We start from the raw sequence: 19,890 nt of genomic DNA on the forward strand, positions 1-19,890 counted from the left end.
TGTATGAGAGGAATATTAACTTTGTTGGTTATTATATCAATAACAAGCTCAACTGGTTATTCGCAGTCAACTTTTTTTTATAAAAATCAAATTGGGTATCATACCTATACACACACATTTATAGAGCTAAACGATTCGGGATATATTTGTGCGGGTCGTAATGAAGATAAATTATTTGGAGGGAATTATGAATCATTTATATTTCGTCTTGATAAATTTGGAAATCAAATTTGGTTTAAAATGTTTCATGATTGGAAGGGAATATTAAATATTGAAAAGTTAAATGACACTTTGATAATTGTAGCTACTTCTTTTAAACTTAATATAGGTACTGTCAATTTTGCAATTATTAATTTGAATGGAGATAGTGTAGATAGTAGATATATTTTTACAAATGGCGTTTATGCAGATTCTCGTTTTATTAAGCGAAGCAAAGACCAAGGTTTTGTATTAACCAATGCCAGCAATTTTGATTATGCATTTCAAAAGGTAGATAGTAACTTCAATAATGTCTGGCATGATTATATGCAAATGGGTTTTGCAGGAATTATGTATGAGGATATTGATAATGGTTACTTTGCCTGTGGATGGAGCGGGGGCACTTACGACGCCTGGCAGGTACAAAGAAGAGATAGCATGGGTAATATACTTTGGAATCGAACTTATGGCGATTTGTGGTGGAATACGCAAGGTGACCTTTATCCAACCGGTGTGGTTTGCCCTGATAGTAACTACTTAATAGCATGCGACCGCGGTGATTACGATTTTATGAAATTAGATAGAAATACTGGAGATACACTATGGACTAAAGATATTTTTTTTGGTACTACCTATGAATTTATACTACCTTACGATTCCAATGTATTTCTTATCCGTGGACATGGATTAAGTAATTTGCATTATTTTATAAATCAAGATGCTGATACCTTATTTAGCTTTCATACTGAAGTAAGTGAAATATTCGATATTAAAAAGACAAAGGACAATGGATTTGCCTATTTAGGATTTCTTTTTAAGAACTCTATTTGGTATGCTTGTTTAGTCAAATGCGACTCCCTGGGCAACACCATCTTCACCAGCCAAATAGAGTTAACGCTGCAAGATGAAGATAGCGCCTTTCCAAATCCGGCAAGTGATTATGTTAGGTTTGCAATTCCAAATGATTTGCTCAACCGGAAAGCAACCATAACCATATACGATGTATATGGCAATTTGTTTTTGCAAAAAACAATTGCACCACAAGAACAAATAGATGTGAGCTTATTTGCAAATGGCCTCTACACTGCTGTAATAAGCAATGGTGATAAACAAAGGCATACGAGGTTTGTGGTGGTGCGGTAATGGTTGGGTGTTTGTGAACCTTTTAAAAAAGCATATTGTAAAGATAATTTCAGCCTCTCCATTTGGAGAGGTTGATTTTTTTTAAGTTAATTGAAAGTAGGAACAAACTGGCTTATGCTGTTTGTGAAGCCATTTTATATGTTATGCAGCTCTTTTGCATCGGAAATTCTGATTAGTGGTGAATATAGAATATCCGCATTGCAAATGCGGACGAGCATAAAAAATGGGACATCCGCATTGCAAATGTGGGCGAGCGGTGTTCTATGAAACGGAAAGTGCTTTGTTAAAAAATCTGTTAAAAAAAAGAACACAATTTTACGTGATTGAAATGGGGTGTAGGGAGGTTTTTATATAAATTTGTTGAAGGATAATGATGATTTTCTGTGTGTGTGACTATTTAATCTGAATAAAAACGAAAACCAACATATTATTTAAAAATGTCGAAAAAAGCAAAACCGCTAAAGCCTGCAGGCAAAGCTGACGACTTGCGGAAACCATCGAAAATGCAACCGCTGAAAAAGAGTACCAAAAACAAACTTGATGATCAGTTTGACAATGAAGATGAGTTTAGTGAAAACTTAATGGACGAGGATGGAATGAACTTTGAATCCAACTTTGATGACGATGATGACGATGATTATTAGAACAGCATCAATCGATTGTTTTCCGACAAATCATTTTTAAAAACCAGCCATTTTTTTCTTTGTTATAAAACAAAGGTGTTATTGCATCAGCAATTTTAAGCAGGGGGTGATGCCTTTGCATGGTATCGTACCATGTAAATGGAGATGTGATACTTAATACTTCTGCCTTATAAGGTTTCATCATAGCAGCAATGCTCTTATGTGTGTAAGCCTTCGTACCAATACTTTCCATATGGTTCCATAATACCCATGCTTTCGATTTCCAAGGTTTTAGTTTTAACAGTGCATGCTTAAGCCAGAAGAAGCGCGTAAGCACTGAATCGTAATGATAAACCATAAAACGGATTTCACCACCTGGCTTGCACACCCGCACAAGCTCGCTATATGCCTTTTCGGTATCGGGCGAATGATGAATTACTCCCCAACTGTAAACAAGGTCAAACGAATTGTCAGGATAAGGAATGCTTTCGGCATCGGCTACTTTAAACTCAACCGCACTTAAATTATATAAATGAAGGCGATGTTGTACATGTGCAATACCCTCTTCGGTTAAGTCAATACCATAAGCCAGTGCTCCATTGCGACACCATTGCAAAAAGTCGGTACCGGCACCCAAGCCAACTTCGAGTACTTTTTTGCCCTTCCACTTATCAAATTGTGCAAACTCCCTTATCTCAGGTTCTTTACTGTAACGGTAGGCTTCTATTTCTTCGTAATACGCCTTTGTATACTTTTCACTATGCGCAGCAAAAGTTCCACACGATGCCTCGTTCCAAAAGTCGTGAACTTCCTGCTTTAATGTTTCCTTATTTTCCATGCTAAATTTACAGGGAAGCAATAGTATGAATTTGATTTGAATATTTGCTTCACACTTTTATTATTCGCTTTCTTTGCTTGCTAAAACATCGAAATTGAAACTAAACGCTGCTATTGATATAACATCCTTGCCCATTATTCCGGCTTTAACACGAGATTATCTCGCAGGCAAAAAAACGTTGCAACCTTTATACAGTAGCGAACCTACCATGGCATCAATAACCAAACTTATTGATGCTAAAAAAAACTTTCCATTTAGAGAAACCTTGGTTACCGCACTTACCAGGCAGTATGCACACGTAGATCAATATGAATGCAAACAAACCTTGGATAATATTAAGCTGCTTGCAACATCATCTGCCTTTACAATTACCTGCGGACATCAACTGAATATATTAACCGGTCCGTTATATTTTATTTATAAAATATGTAGTACCATAAGCACTTGCCACATGTTGAAGCTTGCATATCCTGACTATGATTTTATCCCCGTGTACTGGATGGCAAGCGAAGATCATGATATTGCAGAAATAAACCACTTGCATATAAAAGACAAAGCATATGCTTGGAACACAGCATGGACAGGAGCTGCAGGCCTTGCAAGTATAGAAGGCATTAGTAAAATAATTGATGAAATAAAAATCGACTTTCCCGAGATTGGAAAGAATGAAACCTGGAATAGCGTTATAACCGAGGCTTATTCCAATACAATAAATCTATCTCAAGCCACTCATAAATTGGTGCATGCATTATTTGGAAAATATGGTTTGGTGATTGTTGATGGAATGGATGCGGCACTTAAAAGAAATTTTATTCCGGTTTTTAAAAAAGAAATTAGCACTAATTTTTCGCACCATGCAGTAATAAAAACGAATAATGCATTAAGCGACTACGCACTGCAAGTTACTCCACGCGAATTAAATTTGTTTTACCTCGGTCAAAATTCACGAGAGCGAATAATATCAGAAGGCGGAAATTTTAAATTACTAAATTCGAACAAACAATTTACCAATAATGAATTGCTTGACGAGCTAGAAAAAAACCCTGAAAGATTTAGTCCCAATGTGGTCTTGCGACCTTTGTACCAGGAATATGTTTTGCCCAACCTGGCTTATATAGGTGGTCCGGGCGAAGTTGCTTATTGGCTACAATTAAAAGCAGTGTTTGATGAAACCCAAACTCCCTTCCCCATGCTATTACTGCGCGATAGCTTCCTATTGCTAAATCAAAAATTATTGCAAACAGTAAGTAACGAAGCTATTGAAATGGCTGACTTGATGCAACATGCCGATGTGGCCATTAATAAATGGGTTGATAAACATCAGGAACAAAATGCGAACATGGAAGAAGAGCGCAAAAGCATATCTAAAATTTTTGAAGAAATTAAAATAAAGGCCGTTGGTTTAGACAAAACACTAGAGCAATCAGTAAATGGAGAATTGCAAAAGACACTTAAATCGATTGATGCGATTGAAGATAAAATGCGAAGAGCATTAAAACGACAACATGAAACAAGCATCAGTAAAATTCGAAAAATGCATGAAACCATTTTTCCTGCGAATACCTTGCAGGAGCGGCACGAAAATTTTTCATGGCATTATGCCATGAACAGTGAGTCTTTTATTGATGCATTGATAAAGGCTTGCAATCCATTTGAAATGAAGTTGAAAATAATGGAGTACTAAAATTTCTTTACATAATTATTGCCCTTGTAAATTACTTTCACCTCTACTCCTTCTTTAGAAGCAAGTTCTATGATATTATCTCCATTGGCAGAAAGTTGTAATTGCTTTATCACTTTGTTTCCAGATATGAATTGTAAAATAACACTATCGCCTTTTGTAAGGCCGTTGGTATTCACAATCCACTTTCCAATGCCCAATGGTAATATGGAAATAAAAACATCCTCATAAATTTCCCCTTTTACTTTGCGCTTGAATTTGATTTTGCCCTTGGGAACAAGATTATAATTGACTCTGGGCAATGAACTAAAATCAAGCTTTTCGAAAGCAGTAGAAGGTAAAACAGAATCAACACTCCAGGCACGTATGTAATCTACTTCCAATTTACAAGGAAAGATCGTAGAGGCATCGGGTCCCGGATTAAACGGGCCATCGTCAGAGGCTAAACCCAATCCTACAATTATGTCTTGTGGTGCTAATATGGATCCGCGGTATATGCCAAGTAAATTTCCGTTTAAATAAAAACGCACACCGTCCTTGTTCCACCATCCGCTTACAAGATGGTATTGATCTGCAATACTTCCATTTACATCAACCCAATGCCCAAATCGCTTTCTATAGCCAAGGGCGCCTTGTATGTAATTGCGGCAACCAGTGGGGCAATGCACATCTATGTGCATTTGCTTGTTGCGTTCGCCTTTGTATTCTACAAAATCAATTTCATTTCCTTCTTTTCCATAGAGCCAAAATGCTGGCCACATGCCGCGCTTGAACTCCAATTTTATTTTGCACTCAAAGTATCCATGTGCATAGGGCTTTCGTGACCATATCATACCTGCCGTATAATCTGTAGTTATTTCACCATACTGATTCGGAAAATTTTTATTCTTAGTAAATAAGACCGTGTCGTATAAATAAGACTCAAGCACATATTTTCTTTTTTCAGGTTTAGTAATTAAAGTTAGCACACCATTGCCTACGATAACATTTTCAGAAGCGTAAAAACTTCGCTCTCGCACCGTAACACGGGAATATGGTAGGCGGTCTATCCATGCCGAGGTATCAAGTCTATTCGTATTGAATTCATCTCCGCCAATATAATTAAGGCAAGTGATGTCCTTGTCATTTAACCTGAACATATATTGTCCGCTTGCCCAAGGAGCATAAATGCAAAACGAAAACAAAAAAAGGAATTTTCGAATCATAATTTTCCACTTATAAAATCATGCCACACTTCAGTTAACGATGGGTATATACCTTTTGCAAGCAACATGGCCGGATGATTGGCAAGGTGAGGTTCGGGCACAGCAACCACCTGCATGCGAGCAGCCTTTGCTGCAATAATGCCATTACCTGAATCTTCAATCACAAGACATTCGCCTGGGGTGCAATTTAATTTTTTGGCTGTGGAAATAAATACTGCCGGATGCGGCTTGCCATAATCCTCGTGTTCTGCACTATGTATGATGTTGAAAAAAGAGTTAAGTTTCAGTGTAGTTATTACTGCTTCAACAATGCGCATACTACTGCTTGTGGCAATCGCTAGTTTATAATTTTGTTGCTGCAGGTAATACAACAACTCCATGGTACCCTTCATAGATTTGCCTTGCAATTCTATTAATTGTATAAGCTGATCAATAATTTTTTCTGCTACCTCATCGGGTGAATAATGTGGCCATGGATGCATATCATACCAATGCTGAGTTACTTCATCTATACGGAGGCCAGTAGTCATTATGCATTTATCATCATCAAAGGGCAGGCCCACTGAATTGAAAATTTCAATCATTGCCTTACGCCAAAGCGGTTCGGAGTCAATGAGTACTCCATCCATATCAAATATGATGGCCTTATATTTTTCTCTTAGCATCTAAATACGAAGTCCTGATAAACTTGGAATCTGTTAAATAATATTGGCATTTTAAATTTTCAAAAAAGGCAATTAATAGTATGATACATTATTTATTCCCACTCAATTGTTGCAGGTGGTTTGCTGCTAATATCATACACTACACGGTTAATACCTTTTACTTTATTGATTATCTCGTTAGAAACACTCGCAAGAAAATGATATGGAAGATGCGCCCAGTCTGCAGTCATACCATCAATTGAAGTTACAGCGCGCAGCGCCACACAGTTTTCGTAGGTGCGTTCATCACCCATTACACCAACACTTTGAACAGGCAGCAACATAACACCTGCCTGCCATACCTCATGATATAAACTATGCTTGTGCAATGCACTTATAAATATTTCATCTGCTTCCTGAAGCATCTTTACTTTATCTTGGGTAATGTCACCTATGATACGAATGCCCAGCCCAGGTCCCGGAAATGGGTGTCGCTGTAGCAATGTATCAGGCATTTGAAGGCTCTTTCCGGTTTCGCGTACTTCATCTTTAAACAACATGCGCAGTGGTTCTACAATTTTTAGTTTCATACGCTCGGGTAAGCCTCCCACATTGTGGTGCGATTTTATGGTGGCCGAAGGTCCCTTTACATTTACACTTTCGATAACATCGGGATAGATGGTGCCTTGCGCCAGCCATTTTACATCTTCAATTTTATGCGCCTCGCGGTCAAAAATTTCGATAAACGTACGTCCGATTATTTTTCGTTTTTGCTCTGGGTCGGTAACACCTTTTAATGCATCGTAAAACTCCTGCGCTGCATTTACCCCAATCAGATTTAATTCGTAATGCTCAAAAGTTGTTAATACCTGCGCAAACTCACCTTTTCGCAACAGACCATTGTCAACAAAAATGCAAAAGAGGTTTTTACCAATGGCCTTACTTAGCAACATGGCTGCAACGCTGCTATCCACTCCTCCGGACAGGCCTAAAATTACTTTATCGCTTCCAAGTTTCTGCTTAAGATTTAGCACCGTTTCATCGATAAATGAACCCGGGGTCCAATCGCCTGTGCATCCACAAATGTTGTAAATAAAATTGCTGACGATAATCTTGCCTTCGGTGCTATGAACAACTTCAGGATGAAACTGAAGACCGTAGGTCTTCTCGCCTGCAATATGATAAGCCGCGCAGGCCACATCATTGGTAGATGCAATTATTTCGAAGCCTGCAGGTTCTTGCAAGATGGTATCGGCATGCGACATCCATACTTGCGAGTTGGGTGTTAATCCATCTAATAACAGTGAGGATATACGTTGGTTAATAGTAGCTCTGCCATACTCACGTATTGCGGCTGGCGCTACCTTACCACCTCCCTGATGGGCAATCAACTGAGCACCATAACATACACCTAGCAAGGGCAACTTACCACGAAACATGGCCGTATCTATATTTGGGGCATCCGGTTGATTAACACCTGAAGGACTCCCTGAGAGTATAATACCACTATATAACTGCCACTGAGCAGGAATGTGGTTGTAAGGAACTATCTCACAATACACTTGAAGTTCGCGTACTCTTCGTGCTATCAATTGTGTGTACTGTGAACCAAAATCGATAATTAATATTGACTGATGCATAGGGCGAAGGAAATAATTAATTTAAGAATATTGAAGGTAAGGTTACATCATTGAGTTAAATGAAATGAAAACATGCCTTATGAATTAAAAAACACTCAATTTATGAGGTCAAAATTAAAATCTTAAACAGGTTGTTAATGGAAAGTGATTATTTGACATCAAACCGGAAAAATTATTCTTAGGAAGATTAATCACTGAAAAAATGTTAATTATTTGAAAATCAACACATTATTAAATTATGTAGAATTAGTACCTACTTGCGCCATCATCATTCTTGCTCAAAAAATAATAGTAAAACAGCATTTTTTTTTTGTGCTATTAATCTAAACTGTATTTTTAGCGGAAATTTTTGCGGTTCACCCTATGCTGCCATTATCAGAAAAATATAAAGTTATCGAGCCTCTAACCGAAGAGGAGTTTGACGAATACTATATTCTTCGTTGGAGTATTTTACGCAAACCCTGGAATCAACCTGTTGGCAGCGAAATTGATTTTAATGAGTCAACCTCACGGCATGGTCTTATTTTAAATTCAAACAAAAAGGCGATTGCAGTGTGTCGCATAGAAATGCGTGACATAGTAACTGCGCAAATTCGTTACATGGCAGTGAGCGAAGAATGCCGTGGCCAAGGCCTCGGTCGCAAAATATTACACTACTTAGAAAATAAGGCCCGACATTTGGGTGCGCGTAGAATTTATCTTGATGCACGCGAAAATGCAGTTGAGTTTTATAGAAGTTGCGGATATCGCATCACCAAAAATTCGTATTTATTATTTGGAGAAATCCAACATTATGGAATGGAAAAAAGCATTAGCTGATAGCTAAATTATTCCCCATCCACAACCACTCCCATAGAGCAAAATTTATTGATTCGTTGTTGAACCCGTTGTTGAGCAGAAATACTGTCAAGTTCAGCTAATGTGTCGAGTATTTTAGCTTTAATAATCATAAACATTTCAGAGGGATTCGTATGAGCGCCACCGGTTGGCTCGCCAATTATACCGTCTATCAATTTGTTGTGATACATATCGTCAGCAGTGAGTTTAAGAGCCTCAGCAGCCTTTTCTTTGTTATCCCAATTGCGCCATAAGATAGAAGAACATGACTCAGGCGAAATTACAGAATACCAAGTATTTTCGAGCATAAATACACGGTCGCCCACACCTATACCTAATGCACCACCCGAAGCCCCTTCACCTATTATTATGCAAATAACCGGAACATTTAAAATAGACATTTCATAAAGGTTGCGTGCAATGGCTTCTCCTTGACCGCGCTCCTCAGCCTCTAACCCAGGAAATGCACCAGGTGTATCAATAAAAGTAACAATAGGCTTATTAAACTTCTCGGCCAATTTCATTAGACGTAAGGCTTTACGATATCCTTCAGGATTAGGCATTCCAAAATTTCGAAACTGCCTTAGCTTGGTGTTATTACCCTTTTGTTGGCCTATAAACATGACTGTCCTTCCACTAAGTGAACCAAACCCGCCTATCATAGCTTTATCATCCTTAACGGTGCGGTCACCAAAGTATTCAGTAAAGTTATTATCGGTTATTGCTTCTATGTATGACAAAGCATATGGTCTGTCAGGATGCCTTGATACTTGAACGCGTTGCCACGGAGTAAGGTGTTGGTAAATCTGTTTACGGGTGCTGTTTATTTTCTGTTCAAGTTCACGTATCAATTGACTTGTATCAACTTTCCCTTTATCCGAAATTTGCTTGGCCTTTTCCAATTGTTCTATCAACTCTCCAATAGGTTTCTCAAAGTCGAGTAAATTCTTGCTCATACTGTATAGTTATTTGATTTGAGGGAAGGCAAAAGTAAAAAAATATAAACAGGAACTTTATTTACAGTAAAATTATGTGCAATAAAAAAGCTGCCACAATGTGACAGCTTCATATACTATATAATAAAGGTATTACTTTCTACTTCATTGCATTCACAAGCTTGGTAATACTGCTTTTAAGATTAGCAGCTTTGCTCTTGTGAATTACGTTTTTCTTGGCTAAACGGTCAGCATAGATGACAGTTCAGGCACCATCTTGGCAGCGGCTGATTTGTTCTTGCTTGTGCGTAACTCCTTTAGAGCATTACGCATGGTTTTTGCCTGATAACGATTACGCAATTTCTTTGTTTCACTGTTGCGAATCCTTTTACTGAACTCTTGTGATTTGCCATTTTTCTAAACTTTTGAGGGAATAATCCCTGGTTATTGTTTTTTTTGTAGTCCGTACGGGAATCGAACCCGTGTTTTATCCGTGAAAGGGATACGTCCTAACCCCTAGACGAACGGACCCTTGAATTTTTTTGAGGTCGCAAAAGTAAATTTAATTTGTACAACCGCAACATAATAATCAGATTTATTTTTGCCCTTCTAATACCCCTTCTAAAATCATGCTCCATCAGCCAGCCACAGCGCAAAACTCGTAAGGATAAAAATATGCACACCTTTGAAGTTAATTGTCAATAAGTTATTTACCTAAAAAACTGCTTTTCTTTTCCAATAAAAAAACCGGGTAGCTCAAACATTAGCCTACATTTGCCCGTCATTCCTCATTCAAATTTTTTTATTTTTTATGATTTCGAAAAAAGCCAAATACGCGTTAAAGGCGCTTGAATATATTACCAAAAATAATGATAAAGGCCCGCACCTGATTAGCGAGATAAGCCAGAAACAACGTATTCCAAAAAAATTTCTGGAGGTGATTTTACTCGAAATGAAGCGAGATGGCATTTTGCAAAGCAAAATGGGAAAAAATGGAGGCTACTATTTACTCAAAGATCCAAAAGATGTAACCATAGGTCATGTTATCAGGTTAATAGATGGTCCAATTGCACTATTGCCTTGCGTATCTTACAAGTTTTATGAGCCATGTGCCGAATGCGAAGATGAGGCTACCTGCGGGTTACGACATGTAATGGCACAGGTGCGCGAAGCAAATAATAAGATATTAAACAAAGTTTCGATATTAGAGGTGGTAAAGCGCGAAGGTCAACTTCAAAAAGGTGGCATCATTTTAACCTAATGGTGGTTATTCTTAACGTTTCTTCAACTGTGTGGCTAGCCACACATATTCATCCATAAAAGTTTTTACTGATTTTTCGAATGTTGTATCAACTAAATTTCCATTTTCATCAAACTTATTGGTCATCTGCGGAACAACTAACATTTGAGGCGAGGCAATTCCAAACAAAGCCGGAATTAATTGTTGAAGTTGCATAGCCGCACGCATGCCACCCATAGCCCCTTCTGAAGCAGTAACAATACCAAAGGCTTTGCGCGATTGCTTGGGGAAATGGTCAAACATATTTTTTACAGCGGGAGCATACGACCCATTGTATTCAGGAGTTACAATAATAAATCCTGATGCATCAAATATTCTGGCAGCAACAGGTTGCAACGACACAGGCGCTTGCGATTGCTCCTTATAAACAGTATCAATCAATGGAAACACATGATGTCTTAAATCTATCAGCCCAAAATTTATAGAAGGATAAAGTTTTGACCCTTGTTGTTGAAGATGAAGCGCTACACGGTAACTTAAACTTTGCAGTCGCATACTCGAGGAAATAATTTCAATTTGCATAATGAACCTTTTCTAATTTGCAAAGCTAAGAAACACGACCTAGCGCAATTACAATGAATAAAGTATTTTTGAAAAACTTAAGACAAGTTATAACCATAAGCAGCACCATATGAATGCAAACTTTCTTTGAGTTTCTTGCGAGCACTGTGTATTCTGATTTTAACAGTACCGAGTGGAATATGCAAATACGCTGCAATCTCCTCATACTTATATCCTTTGAAACTCATCATAAATGGAATTTTAAGATTGTCAGTTAAAAGTTGTACCGCATTATGCACATCTTTAAACTCTAACCTTGATAATGCCTGATTGGTTTCTGAATACGAGTAGTTATTTATGTAGTACTGATTTTCGGTATTGTCAGATTGTACGCTACTATTTTTATTTCTGCGATAATTATTGATAAAAATATTTTTCATAATGGTAAATAACCAACCCTTCAAATTGGTACCTACCATAAATTTATCTTCGTTAATCATTGCCTTGTAAAGCGTATCGTGCAATAAATCCTGTGCATCATCAGAGTTTTCGGTAAGTTTTAAAGCGAAATTGTACAACGATTTTTGCTCTTTTTCTAATTTAGAAGTGAAACTTAAAGTGTTCATTGTTTATCTTTTTTTAAATTTTGTTAGACAAAAGTAGGCCTAATTTATTTACCCGCAACATTTTGTTGAATTTAATTTGCATTTTATTAGACACTATTTTTCAACAAATAGCTAATCAATTGGATTTAAAATAGTTATAAAAAGTAGAAAGTTGTTATTTTTTTGATAGACCCCAACATTTCAGCAAATTATTGCATAAGAAAGTAGTAGATGCAATAGAATTACCTTCAAAATTTAAAAATATCACCTAAAAAAGCGTGGTGATTTTACTCTCCTTGAAGTTGCAGTTAGTAATAAAAAAGGCAATTGGTATTAAAAAAATCATATTTTTGAAGCCTAAAGTGTTTTGCGAGACACACAAACTACTTCAAAATTTTAATTCGAACCATAAAATGAAATCAAAATTACCTGTACACAAATTTTATTTTTTGGGTATTTGCTTAATGTTGGCGCTTCCTAACCGAGTTGATGCCGCATTGTATACTGAACTATTTAGCACAACCCCTTTTACCGGCCTACGGCCATGGGCTAGCAATGAGTTGAGTGGCGATGATATTGCAGCTGGAAATAACTGGTATTGGGTAAATACCGGGTTCTACCCTGTATGCCCTCCATTTAGTGCAGGTGGCATGATTCGCTATAATGCTCGCTCGGGAGTATCAGCACCCGGTGGCGCGGTTGATTCTTCTTCTGCTTATCTGGTTACCCCTGCTATTGACTTATCGGGCAGAACCGGTCCTACCGACAGCGTGCGTTTCCGTTTATACTGTAGTAATTACGCAGGTAGTTTAAGCGATAGTGTTGTAGTTTATATTAACAACACTAAAAACATATTAGGAGCTACACGCATTGGTAGTCGCAATCTTAATGCAGGCACTGCAGGATGGGTGTACAATGCTTTTCAAATACCATACGTAGTGCCATTTGACACCACCTCTTCTCTGTTTGTGTTTTTCGTGAGTTATACGCTCAATTCTTACACCAATATATTTATGGATAATGTAAGCATAGATGAGTACCCAACTCCTGCAGCTCTTGTATCCGCTTCTATTTTTTCTCAAAATACTTTTAAGGTAAGTGTATCTTCTACCAATCAAGATATAATTGGTGTTCGATTATACCAGCGCGGATCTATTGGTAATTTATATCTTGATTCGATATTCTTTAATTCTATTGGTTGTACTAATTTTAGTCAGGATGTATTGCAGGCAAAAGTTTTTTACACAGGAGGCGATTCAAATTTTACAAGTACCACACAATTTGGAGTAGCTTGGACAAATACACTACTTAATCAAATGAAGTTTTTTGGCAGTGGTGCTTGCAATACGGTTACTAGTTTAAAAATGCAACCCGGATATAATTATTTGTGGCTTGCCTATGATATTAGAAATACTGCCGTGCTTGGAAATTTAGTAGATGCTGAGTTTGAGGGCGTAAAAACAAATTGCAGCAGTGCTATGCAAGGGACACCCGGCAATATGCTTGGCAATCGTGAAATTGGAGTAAACTACTTCATTCCAGTATATACCTATGGCACAAATCTTGGCGTGCCCGGAAATCCTTATGCACGCAGAAATTTTGTTGGACGTGTAAACATTGCTGGTTTAAACTCAACATTAGACAACGCCTTTCACGATCCGGTATCAAACCCTCCATTTGGATATCCAAACACTTCAACCACACAATTTGCACCGCACGGCAATTCGTATACCTTGTTTAAGCCTCAAAATTTAGGCAATCGTAAAAGAAGGACTTGCGATTTATTGCGAGGCAATTCCTATCAGGTAAAAATTGCACCCGGCCCGTGGATTGGGCCTAATAACACGGGGCTTTTTTTAGAACTTAATAACATGGGAGTATGGATAGACTATAATGCGGACGGAGATTTCACAGATGTTTACGGAACAATTTCAGAAGAAATAAATGTTCAATATCAGCTTTTTCAAGGTGATACTTCGTTGGGCGGTGTATTGCCTGCAGGTGTTGGTTGGTTTAACTGGTCGTTCACGGTTCCTGATACCGGCATTGCTCCCAACGGTTGTCCTACTTGTGCCAAAACCAAGCCCGGGTATGTTCGTTTGAGGGTGCGTAATAAATGCTCAAGCGGGACTCAGATTCTTACAGCAATTAACAACGTGTTTCATGGTGAATGCGAGGATTATGATATTAGAATATTAGCAGATGATTGCCCTGACACATCCTTGCAAATTTGTAAATGGCTGGGCGCATCGCTTGTTGATCCTACTAATTGGCACATAGCCGAAAACTGGTGTCCACGTATACCAACTATTGTAGATCAAGCATGGGTTATTACTAATCCATTTGGATTTTATCCCATCATTCATACCGACTCATTGGCGGTGTGCAAGGTGTTAAAGATTTATACCAATGCCTCGGTTACCTGCAATGCACCAGATAAATTTAATGCTCAAAGTTTAGGCAGTCTCACGGTGGCAAGTGATGTTTACTTGGGGACATACACAAACGATAATGGAAAAATAATAGTAAAAAGCAGCTATCAGGATACGGTTAAAATTCCAAATGTAACATCAGCTAGTTATACCTTTGCGAATGGATTAAACACCATATTCCCGGGAAACAAAACAGATGCACGTTATCAATTACACTTAACAGCCTTACAATTATCAACCCTCTATGGAATGAAGAATGGGGATTATATCAATCAAATAATTATACCCGTTCGAAAAAATTCGATTGCGCCTTATAGCAATTTCAAAATCAGGTATTACACTATTCCAGCGGGATCGTATGCCTTTCCTATAACCTATACAGCAGGCACCGAGTTTTTAGTGAATACAGCAGCAACCACATTACCTCTGGGCCTTACAGCAGTTGCAAATGGACCATTTAATTTTTTCCAGTCTGCGGCATATAGTACCACAGGAAATAATGTAACCTGGACCGACCATGTTTTTCCAAATCAATTTGCTCCCTTTATTTGGGATGGCATTTCTGACATTATTCTTGATATTAGTTTTAATAATCTGGGTAATGTATACCCTAGTGGTTCTTCGATTGCACAGCCAGACTATGTGCCTCTTTTTTATTCTGGATTAGGCACCAAGCGCGTGGGCATTATAACTGCTTTGGGCGTAGCCGGTACACCTAATGGAAATGTATTTGCCGGAATAGTTGCCGGCAATAATGTTTTTCTTGAAACCAATGTTGCGTTAGGAACTGTGCTTGCTTACACGGTTCTTGGTGTCACTTCCGATTATCAGCCTGCTATAAAGTTTTTAATATCCAATCGCTATAGTCGTTTCCCAATTACAGTTGGAGGCACATGGTACAATTATAACCCTGTGGCAGGTCCTCCTGCATTTACACAAGGCTTAAGCACTGTTACCTTTACGCAACATCCTAACGGAATTCAAAATATAGACAGCATTGCGGGCACGCAAGCTACCCGCTTTGATCAATTGGTTATTGATGATACTTCAGGAGTTAGACTTGCTGTTTGGACCATTACACCCGGTCTTACAGCAGGTATAGTAGATAGTTTGTTATACTTGCGCAGAGGACGATTTGACCTAAATGCCTATACCATCGATATCGATAATAAATTAACCACGGCTATTCGCGATACTAACGATATTGGATTATCGAGAGGGTATATATTGAGCGAAAATACGCTTAACCGAAGCAGGGTAAAATGGAAAACAGGAACAACTCCTGTATTAAGTGCACAGAAATACAAAATCCCCTTTGGCACACTTACCGGATTGCGAATTCCGCTAACGGTACAAATAGATAGTGGATATATTGGCGACCTTACGGTGTCTACGTATGGAACTAACATAGCCAATTTGCCCTACCCCAGCACGCCTGATGTGGTTGGCAATATGTGTGTAATTAACGCCTCCAATGATGCATTGAATGCTGCCGATCGCTTTTGGCAATTGGATGTAAGTTCTGTCAACACCTCGCGCCAATCGCTTGAATTTATGTACCAGCCTTCGGAGTTAACCAATGGCCTAACACCTGCCCTGGAAGCACGCAGATATAATAAGTTAGCTGCCGGACTATGCGGTACCGGTGCATGGCAAAGTGCTAGCGCTTCGGGAAGCCCACAAACGTATACTGCTAGTGTTAACTGCTTTGGTTGTACCAATGCTGTCAATGCTGTTCAAGTTCAGAATGTATATACTTTTAGTCCATGGATTGTGTTCAAAGGACCTGACCCTCTTGGGGTGCAATTACTAAGTTTTGATGCACGATTAATCAATAATCAAAAAGTAAAAATTGATTGGATTGCAACGGATGATAAAGATGTAAGTCATTACGATGTATTAAAAGCACGCCCGGGTAAGGAATACGAAGTACTTACTACCCAAGCCCCTTATCGTAAATGGATGAATGAATATACCGCATGGGATTATCATCCTGAAGCTGGGTTGCAGTACTACAAATTAAAAGTGAATAAAATGAGTGGCGAAAGCCAGTACAGTAAAATTGTACCCATAGAATTATCAGGCGGCTTATTCAGTATAAATTATGCTATGTATAGTTTAGTTGACAATCAACTGCACGTAGAGTTTGCCTATAGCAACCTTGAACCTATTGCTATTAAAATTATTAATGAGATGGGTCAGTTAATTTACCGGCAAGATGGTATATCTACTGATAGCGGAGTTAATTTAATTTCTGTAAATGCATTATTATCAAACGGAATTTACATTGTAACTATTAGTAACAACACAGAGCAACGAACTTCAAAATTTGTTGTAACCAGATAATAGCACAAACGAGAAGCGGTGGAGTTGTTTGGGGCAACATCCACCGCTTTATATAAAACTACCCTTATTTAGTTTTATCTTTTTAAAAAGCTTCAGCTAACGTACTTTGGTTTAGAATCATTTGCTGAATGATATACCATACTAACGCAAGGCCAGTGCCAATTGTTTTATTGGCATAATCACATTCAGCAAGATTTCATCTATGTTGCAATGGTGTTAAAAAAATAAAACCATAAAAACCTATTCCATTATCAAACAATTACAATTTCTGGCGAGTCATAGTGAAGACTGCGCCAAGGGCCGGTGCCTCGTGAGTAACGCAACATTTTAAGCAAACATATATAGTTGCCGTTACTGCCTCCTACATATCAGTTGAGATAAGTAGTAGCTATAAATAAAAAAGCCGGAAATAATTCCGGCTTTTTATAAGTTCTAATTCTGTAAATTATTTACCGAACAAGCTAGTAATGTTTCCCAACATGCCTGATAGGCCCGAAGCATTGCCACCTAATGAACTTACAATGCCACCAATATCAAAGCTATTGTCTTTGGGGTCGTTAGTCTTATCAACCAACTTACTCATTACGGTAGGAATTAGTGCGGTTACAATTCCTGAAGCTGCGCTGTTATTAATTCCAAACTTTTGCATCAGGTTATTGGCAACCGTGCCACTTATCGCATTTACAATTGGGTTAGAGCCTGCGCTGCTGCCACCGCCTGAGAATAAACTGGTAATAGAAGATAAATCGCCACCACCGATAGCTCCTTTTAGACCTTCCATAATGCCGCTGGTAGCTGTCTCAATTGCCGAGTCATTATGCTCATTGGGTATAGCAGGGTTGTTTACAATGGCATCACCAGCGTGTTCTTTTACTAAATTCAATAAACTGTCAAACATTTTTTTAATTTTATTAATTGGTTAAACTTTAATTTGGATTCAGGCATTTTCAATAATCATACCATCATAGGCAGCTAACACTCCGGAAGGCAAAATATTTTCCAAGTCAGTATGTAAACCCATTTGGTGACTTAGGTGAGTAAGATAAGCACTTTCAGGATGTAAAATTGAAATAACATCCAACGCCTCAGCTAAGTTAAAATGTGATATATGTTTTTCTTTTCGTAAGGCGTTTAACACAAGGTGCTTTTTGTTCTTTAATATATCCATTGCCTTTTGCCCTATAAAATTGGCATCGGTAACATATGCAAAATTATCACAAACAAAACCCATCACCGGTAATTGATGATGCAATACTTCAATTGGGGTTATACGTATTGAACCAATTTGTATGCTTACAAACGAATTAAGGTCATGCAATTCGATTTGAGGTAAGCCGGGATAATTATTACCATCAAATGCATATCGAAACTCACGTTTAATTTCTTCTTGCACGCGCTCGTGTGCATACACCTTTACAGTAGTTTTATTTATAAAATTAAAAGCGCGCACATCATCTAATCCGGCAAGGTGGTCTTTGTGTTCATGCGTAATAAGAATGGCATCTATTTTTTTTACTTGTGCCCTAAGCATTTGTTGCCTGAAGTCGGGGCCGGCATCTATGACAACAGTCGTATCATCTTGTTGTAGCAGGGCAGCAGTGCGCAAACGCTTATCACGCGCATCGGCCGATGTGCATACCACACAGTCGCATGCTATTACAGGTACTCCCTGCGATGTTCCCGTACCAAGCAAAGTTACTTTCAAGAGTTGATAAAATTTTAAGGGAGTAAAATAAACATTTATTCGAGGGGCAGCAATTCGCCTTCGTTTCTGCCTAAACCCAACAGGTTAATAATTTCAGTTAGCGAAGCAGCTTTACTTTCTATGGGGACAAATTTATTTACCACCACAACCTTTTTATGCTCAAGCAAGCAAAAGCCAGTTTTGAAATTACCCTTTTCGTATCGAACCGCATAGCCGCCTTCTACCAGTACTTCTTCGAGTTTATTTATGGTAGACTGAGTTATCTTTGACATTGCTATTTTGATTTTTGTTGCAATTATAACGAAAGTAAAAATGCAAGTTGGTTTTGTTGAAAATATTATTCCGGCTATACTTGCTTAGGTATAGTTAATATCTCATCTACATGCTTTTGTATATTGCTGGCTATAAGCATGGTTGGCAGGTCGTTTGGGTCGCCTCCAAACGGGTCTTCAATTTTTTCGGCCATCAGCTCCAGGCTGGACAAAATGTAAAAAATGAAACAAACTAACGGCACCATCAAATAGCCTAATGTGAATACAAATCCAAAAGGCATAGTCATTACATAAAAGAAAATAAATTTCTTTATAAAGACACTATAGGAATAAGGAATGGGGGTATTCTTTATACGCTCGCAGGCACCACATATATCGGCAAACGATTGCAACTCATTATTGAGAAGTATTAATTGATTGCCCGAAATTTTGTTATCGGTGTATAAGCGGTTTACTCTGCGAATGAGCATGGCAGCTACCTGATTTGGCACATGTTTATCAAATTTTATCCGGTTACGAAAAATTTCATCTTCGAATAACTCGAGGCGGGTACTTTCCTTATTTAAGTGCCTGGCAAGCACGGTAGCAAATGCCGGAATTAGTATTTTAAAATAATTGCGATTGACGTAGTCTTCTTTACTCAAAAATGCACCAAGTTTCATTGCAAGGTTTCGCGCGTTATTTACCAACGAGCCCCAAAGTTTGCGCCCCTCCCACCACCTATCGTATGCCGTGTTTGTGCGAAATACCAGCAGCATACCTATTACAAAACTGGTAAGGGTGTGCAACAAAGGAAGGTTTTTTAACCGACTAGCATCTGAAAGTTCCCATACTTCCATCTCAAGCACGGCAATTAGGGTACTGAAAATAGCTATCGTTATAATTAAAGGAAATAATTGCCTTAATGTATCAGATTTATGAAAACGAAAAATAAAGGTGAACCAATCGCGTGGGTTGTAGCTAATCATATATAATTAAGTGTAAC

17 protein-coding genes, 1 tRNA gene and 1 pseudogene are annotated in these 19,890 nt (G+C 38.2%); 6 read left to right on the forward strand and 13 right to left on the reverse strand.

Going from position 1 to position 19,890, the window contains the following annotated elements:
- Nucleotides 1-3: 3 nt before the first annotated feature.
- On the forward strand, nt 4-1,341 hold the full coding sequence (locus IPO27_11835) for a T9SS type A sorting domain-containing protein (GenBank protein MBK8847187.1): 1,338 nt from the start codon (nt 4-6) through the stop codon (nt 1,339-1,341).
- A 437-nt stretch (nt 1,342-1,778) separates the two neighbouring features.
- On the forward strand, nt 1,779-1,985 hold the full coding sequence (locus IPO27_11840; GenBank protein MBK8847188.1) for a hypothetical protein: 207 nt from the start codon (nt 1,779-1,781) through the stop codon (nt 1,983-1,985).
- Between the two features lie 7 nt (nt 1,986-1,992).
- On the opposite strand, the gene IPO27_11845 is transcribed toward IPO27_11840, so the two are convergent.
- Nucleotides 1,993-2,802, reverse strand: coding sequence for a class I SAM-dependent methyltransferase (locus tag IPO27_11845; GenBank protein MBK8847189.1), 810 nt, complete (start codon nt 2,800-2,802; stop codon nt 1,993-1,995).
- A gap of 94 nt (nt 2,803-2,896) precedes the next feature.
- Between IPO27_11845 and bshC the strand changes: the two genes are divergently transcribed.
- Nucleotides 2,897-4,486 carry a bacillithiol biosynthesis cysteine-adding enzyme BshC gene (bshC, locus tag IPO27_11850; GenBank protein MBK8847190.1) on the forward strand — a complete coding sequence of 530 codons (1,590 nt, stop codon included), beginning with the start codon at nt 2,897-2,899 and terminating at the stop codon, nt 4,484-4,486.
- Here the strand turns inward: bshC and IPO27_11855 are convergent.
- The 3 genes from IPO27_11855 to guaA all read right to left on the reverse strand — a co-directional run bounded on the left by IPO27_11855 (nt 4,483) and on the right by guaA (nt 7,972).
- Nucleotides 4,483-5,688, reverse strand: coding sequence for a glycoside hydrolase family 16 protein (locus IPO27_11855; protein ID MBK8847191.1), 1,206 nt, complete (start codon nt 5,686-5,688; stop codon nt 4,483-4,485). The genes bshC and IPO27_11855 overlap by 4 nt on opposite strands.
- Nucleotides 5,685-6,353 (reverse strand): hexitol phosphatase HxpB, encoded by a 669-nt coding sequence (hxpB, locus tag IPO27_11860; protein ID MBK8847192.1) that lies wholly within the window; start codon nt 6,351-6,353, stop codon nt 5,685-5,687. The genes IPO27_11855 and hxpB overlap by 4 nt, the downstream gene beginning before the upstream one ends.
- Nucleotides 6,354-6,445: 92 nt before the next feature.
- Nucleotides 6,446-7,972 carry a glutamine-hydrolyzing GMP synthase gene (gene guaA, locus IPO27_11865; protein ID MBK8847193.1) on the reverse strand — a complete coding sequence of 509 codons (1,527 nt, stop codon included), beginning with the start codon at nt 7,970-7,972 and terminating at the stop codon, nt 6,446-6,448.
- Between the two features lie 363 nt (nt 7,973-8,335).
- Between guaA and IPO27_11870 the strand changes: the two genes are divergently transcribed.
- A complete protein-coding gene (locus IPO27_11870) occupies nt 8,336-8,791 on the forward strand; it encodes a GNAT family N-acetyltransferase (GenBank protein ID MBK8847194.1) in 456 nt (151 codons plus the stop codon).
- A gap of 8 nt (nt 8,792-8,799) precedes the next feature.
- Here IPO27_11870 and IPO27_11875 read toward each other — a convergent pair whose 3' ends face one another.
- The 3 genes and pseudogenes from IPO27_11875 to IPO27_11885 all read right to left on the reverse strand — a co-directional run bounded on the left by IPO27_11875 (nt 8,800) and on the right by IPO27_11885 (nt 10,275).
- Complete coding sequence (locus IPO27_11875) at nt 8,800-9,765, reverse strand: acetyl-CoA carboxylase carboxyltransferase subunit alpha (protein MBK8847195.1); 966 nt, start codon at nt 9,763-9,765, stop codon at nt 8,800-8,802.
- A gap of 139 nt (nt 9,766-9,904) precedes the next feature.
- Nucleotides 9,905-10,157, reverse strand: a pseudogene (locus IPO27_11880) (30S ribosomal protein S20).
- A gap of 46 nt (nt 10,158-10,203) precedes the next feature.
- Nucleotides 10,204-10,275, reverse strand: a tRNA-Glu gene (locus tag IPO27_11885).
- Between the two features lie 280 nt (nt 10,276-10,555).
- Here IPO27_11885 and IPO27_11890 point away from each other — a divergent pair.
- Nucleotides 10,556-11,005, forward strand: a complete 450-nt coding sequence (locus tag IPO27_11890) for an Rrf2 family transcriptional regulator (GenBank protein MBK8847196.1) — start codon at nt 10,556-10,558, stop codon at nt 11,003-11,005.
- A 12-nt stretch (nt 11,006-11,017) separates the two neighbouring features.
- Here IPO27_11890 and IPO27_11895 read toward each other — a convergent pair whose 3' ends face one another.
- Both IPO27_11895 and IPO27_11900 read right to left on the reverse strand, forming a co-directional pair.
- Nucleotides 11,018-11,566, reverse strand: coding sequence for an NAD(P)H-dependent oxidoreductase (locus IPO27_11895; GenBank protein ID MBK8847197.1), 549 nt, complete (start codon nt 11,564-11,566; stop codon nt 11,018-11,020).
- 77 nt (nt 11,567-11,643) lie between these two features.
- A complete protein-coding gene (locus IPO27_11900) occupies nt 11,644-12,171 on the reverse strand; it encodes an RNA polymerase sigma factor (protein MBK8847198.1) in 528 nt (175 codons plus the stop codon).
- Between the two features lie 392 nt (nt 12,172-12,563).
- Here IPO27_11900 and IPO27_11905 point away from each other — a divergent pair, with 392 nt between their 5' ends.
- Nucleotides 12,564-16,928, forward strand: coding sequence for a T9SS type A sorting domain-containing protein (locus IPO27_11905; GenBank protein MBK8847199.1), 4,365 nt, complete (start codon nt 12,564-12,566; stop codon nt 16,926-16,928).
- Between the two features lie 445 nt (nt 16,929-17,373).
- Here the strand turns inward: IPO27_11905 and IPO27_11910 are convergent, their stop codons facing one another.
- From IPO27_11910 to IPO27_11925, 4 genes are all read right to left on the reverse strand, one after another.
- Entirely contained in the window at nt 17,374-17,826 is a 453-nt protein-coding gene (locus tag IPO27_11910; GenBank protein MBK8847200.1) for a hypothetical protein, read from the reverse strand.
- A 39-nt stretch (nt 17,827-17,865) separates the two neighbouring features.
- On the reverse strand, nt 17,866-18,633 hold the full coding sequence (locus tag IPO27_11915; protein MBK8847201.1) for an MBL fold metallo-hydrolase: 768 nt from the start codon (nt 18,631-18,633) through the stop codon (nt 17,866-17,868).
- A 35-nt stretch (nt 18,634-18,668) separates the two neighbouring features.
- Complete coding sequence (locus IPO27_11920; protein ID MBK8847202.1) at nt 18,669-18,905, reverse strand: hypothetical protein; 237 nt, start codon at nt 18,903-18,905, stop codon at nt 18,669-18,671.
- Between the two features lie 74 nt (nt 18,906-18,979).
- Entirely contained in the window at nt 18,980-19,873 is an 894-nt protein-coding gene (locus tag IPO27_11925; GenBank protein MBK8847203.1) for a hypothetical protein, read from the reverse strand.
- Nucleotides 19,874-19,890 lie beyond the last annotated feature (17 nt).

It is taken from the genome of Bacteroidota bacterium (assembly GCA_016714535.1).
Lineage (GTDB): Bacteria > Bacteroidota > Bacteroidia > AKYH767-A > OLB10 > JADKFV01.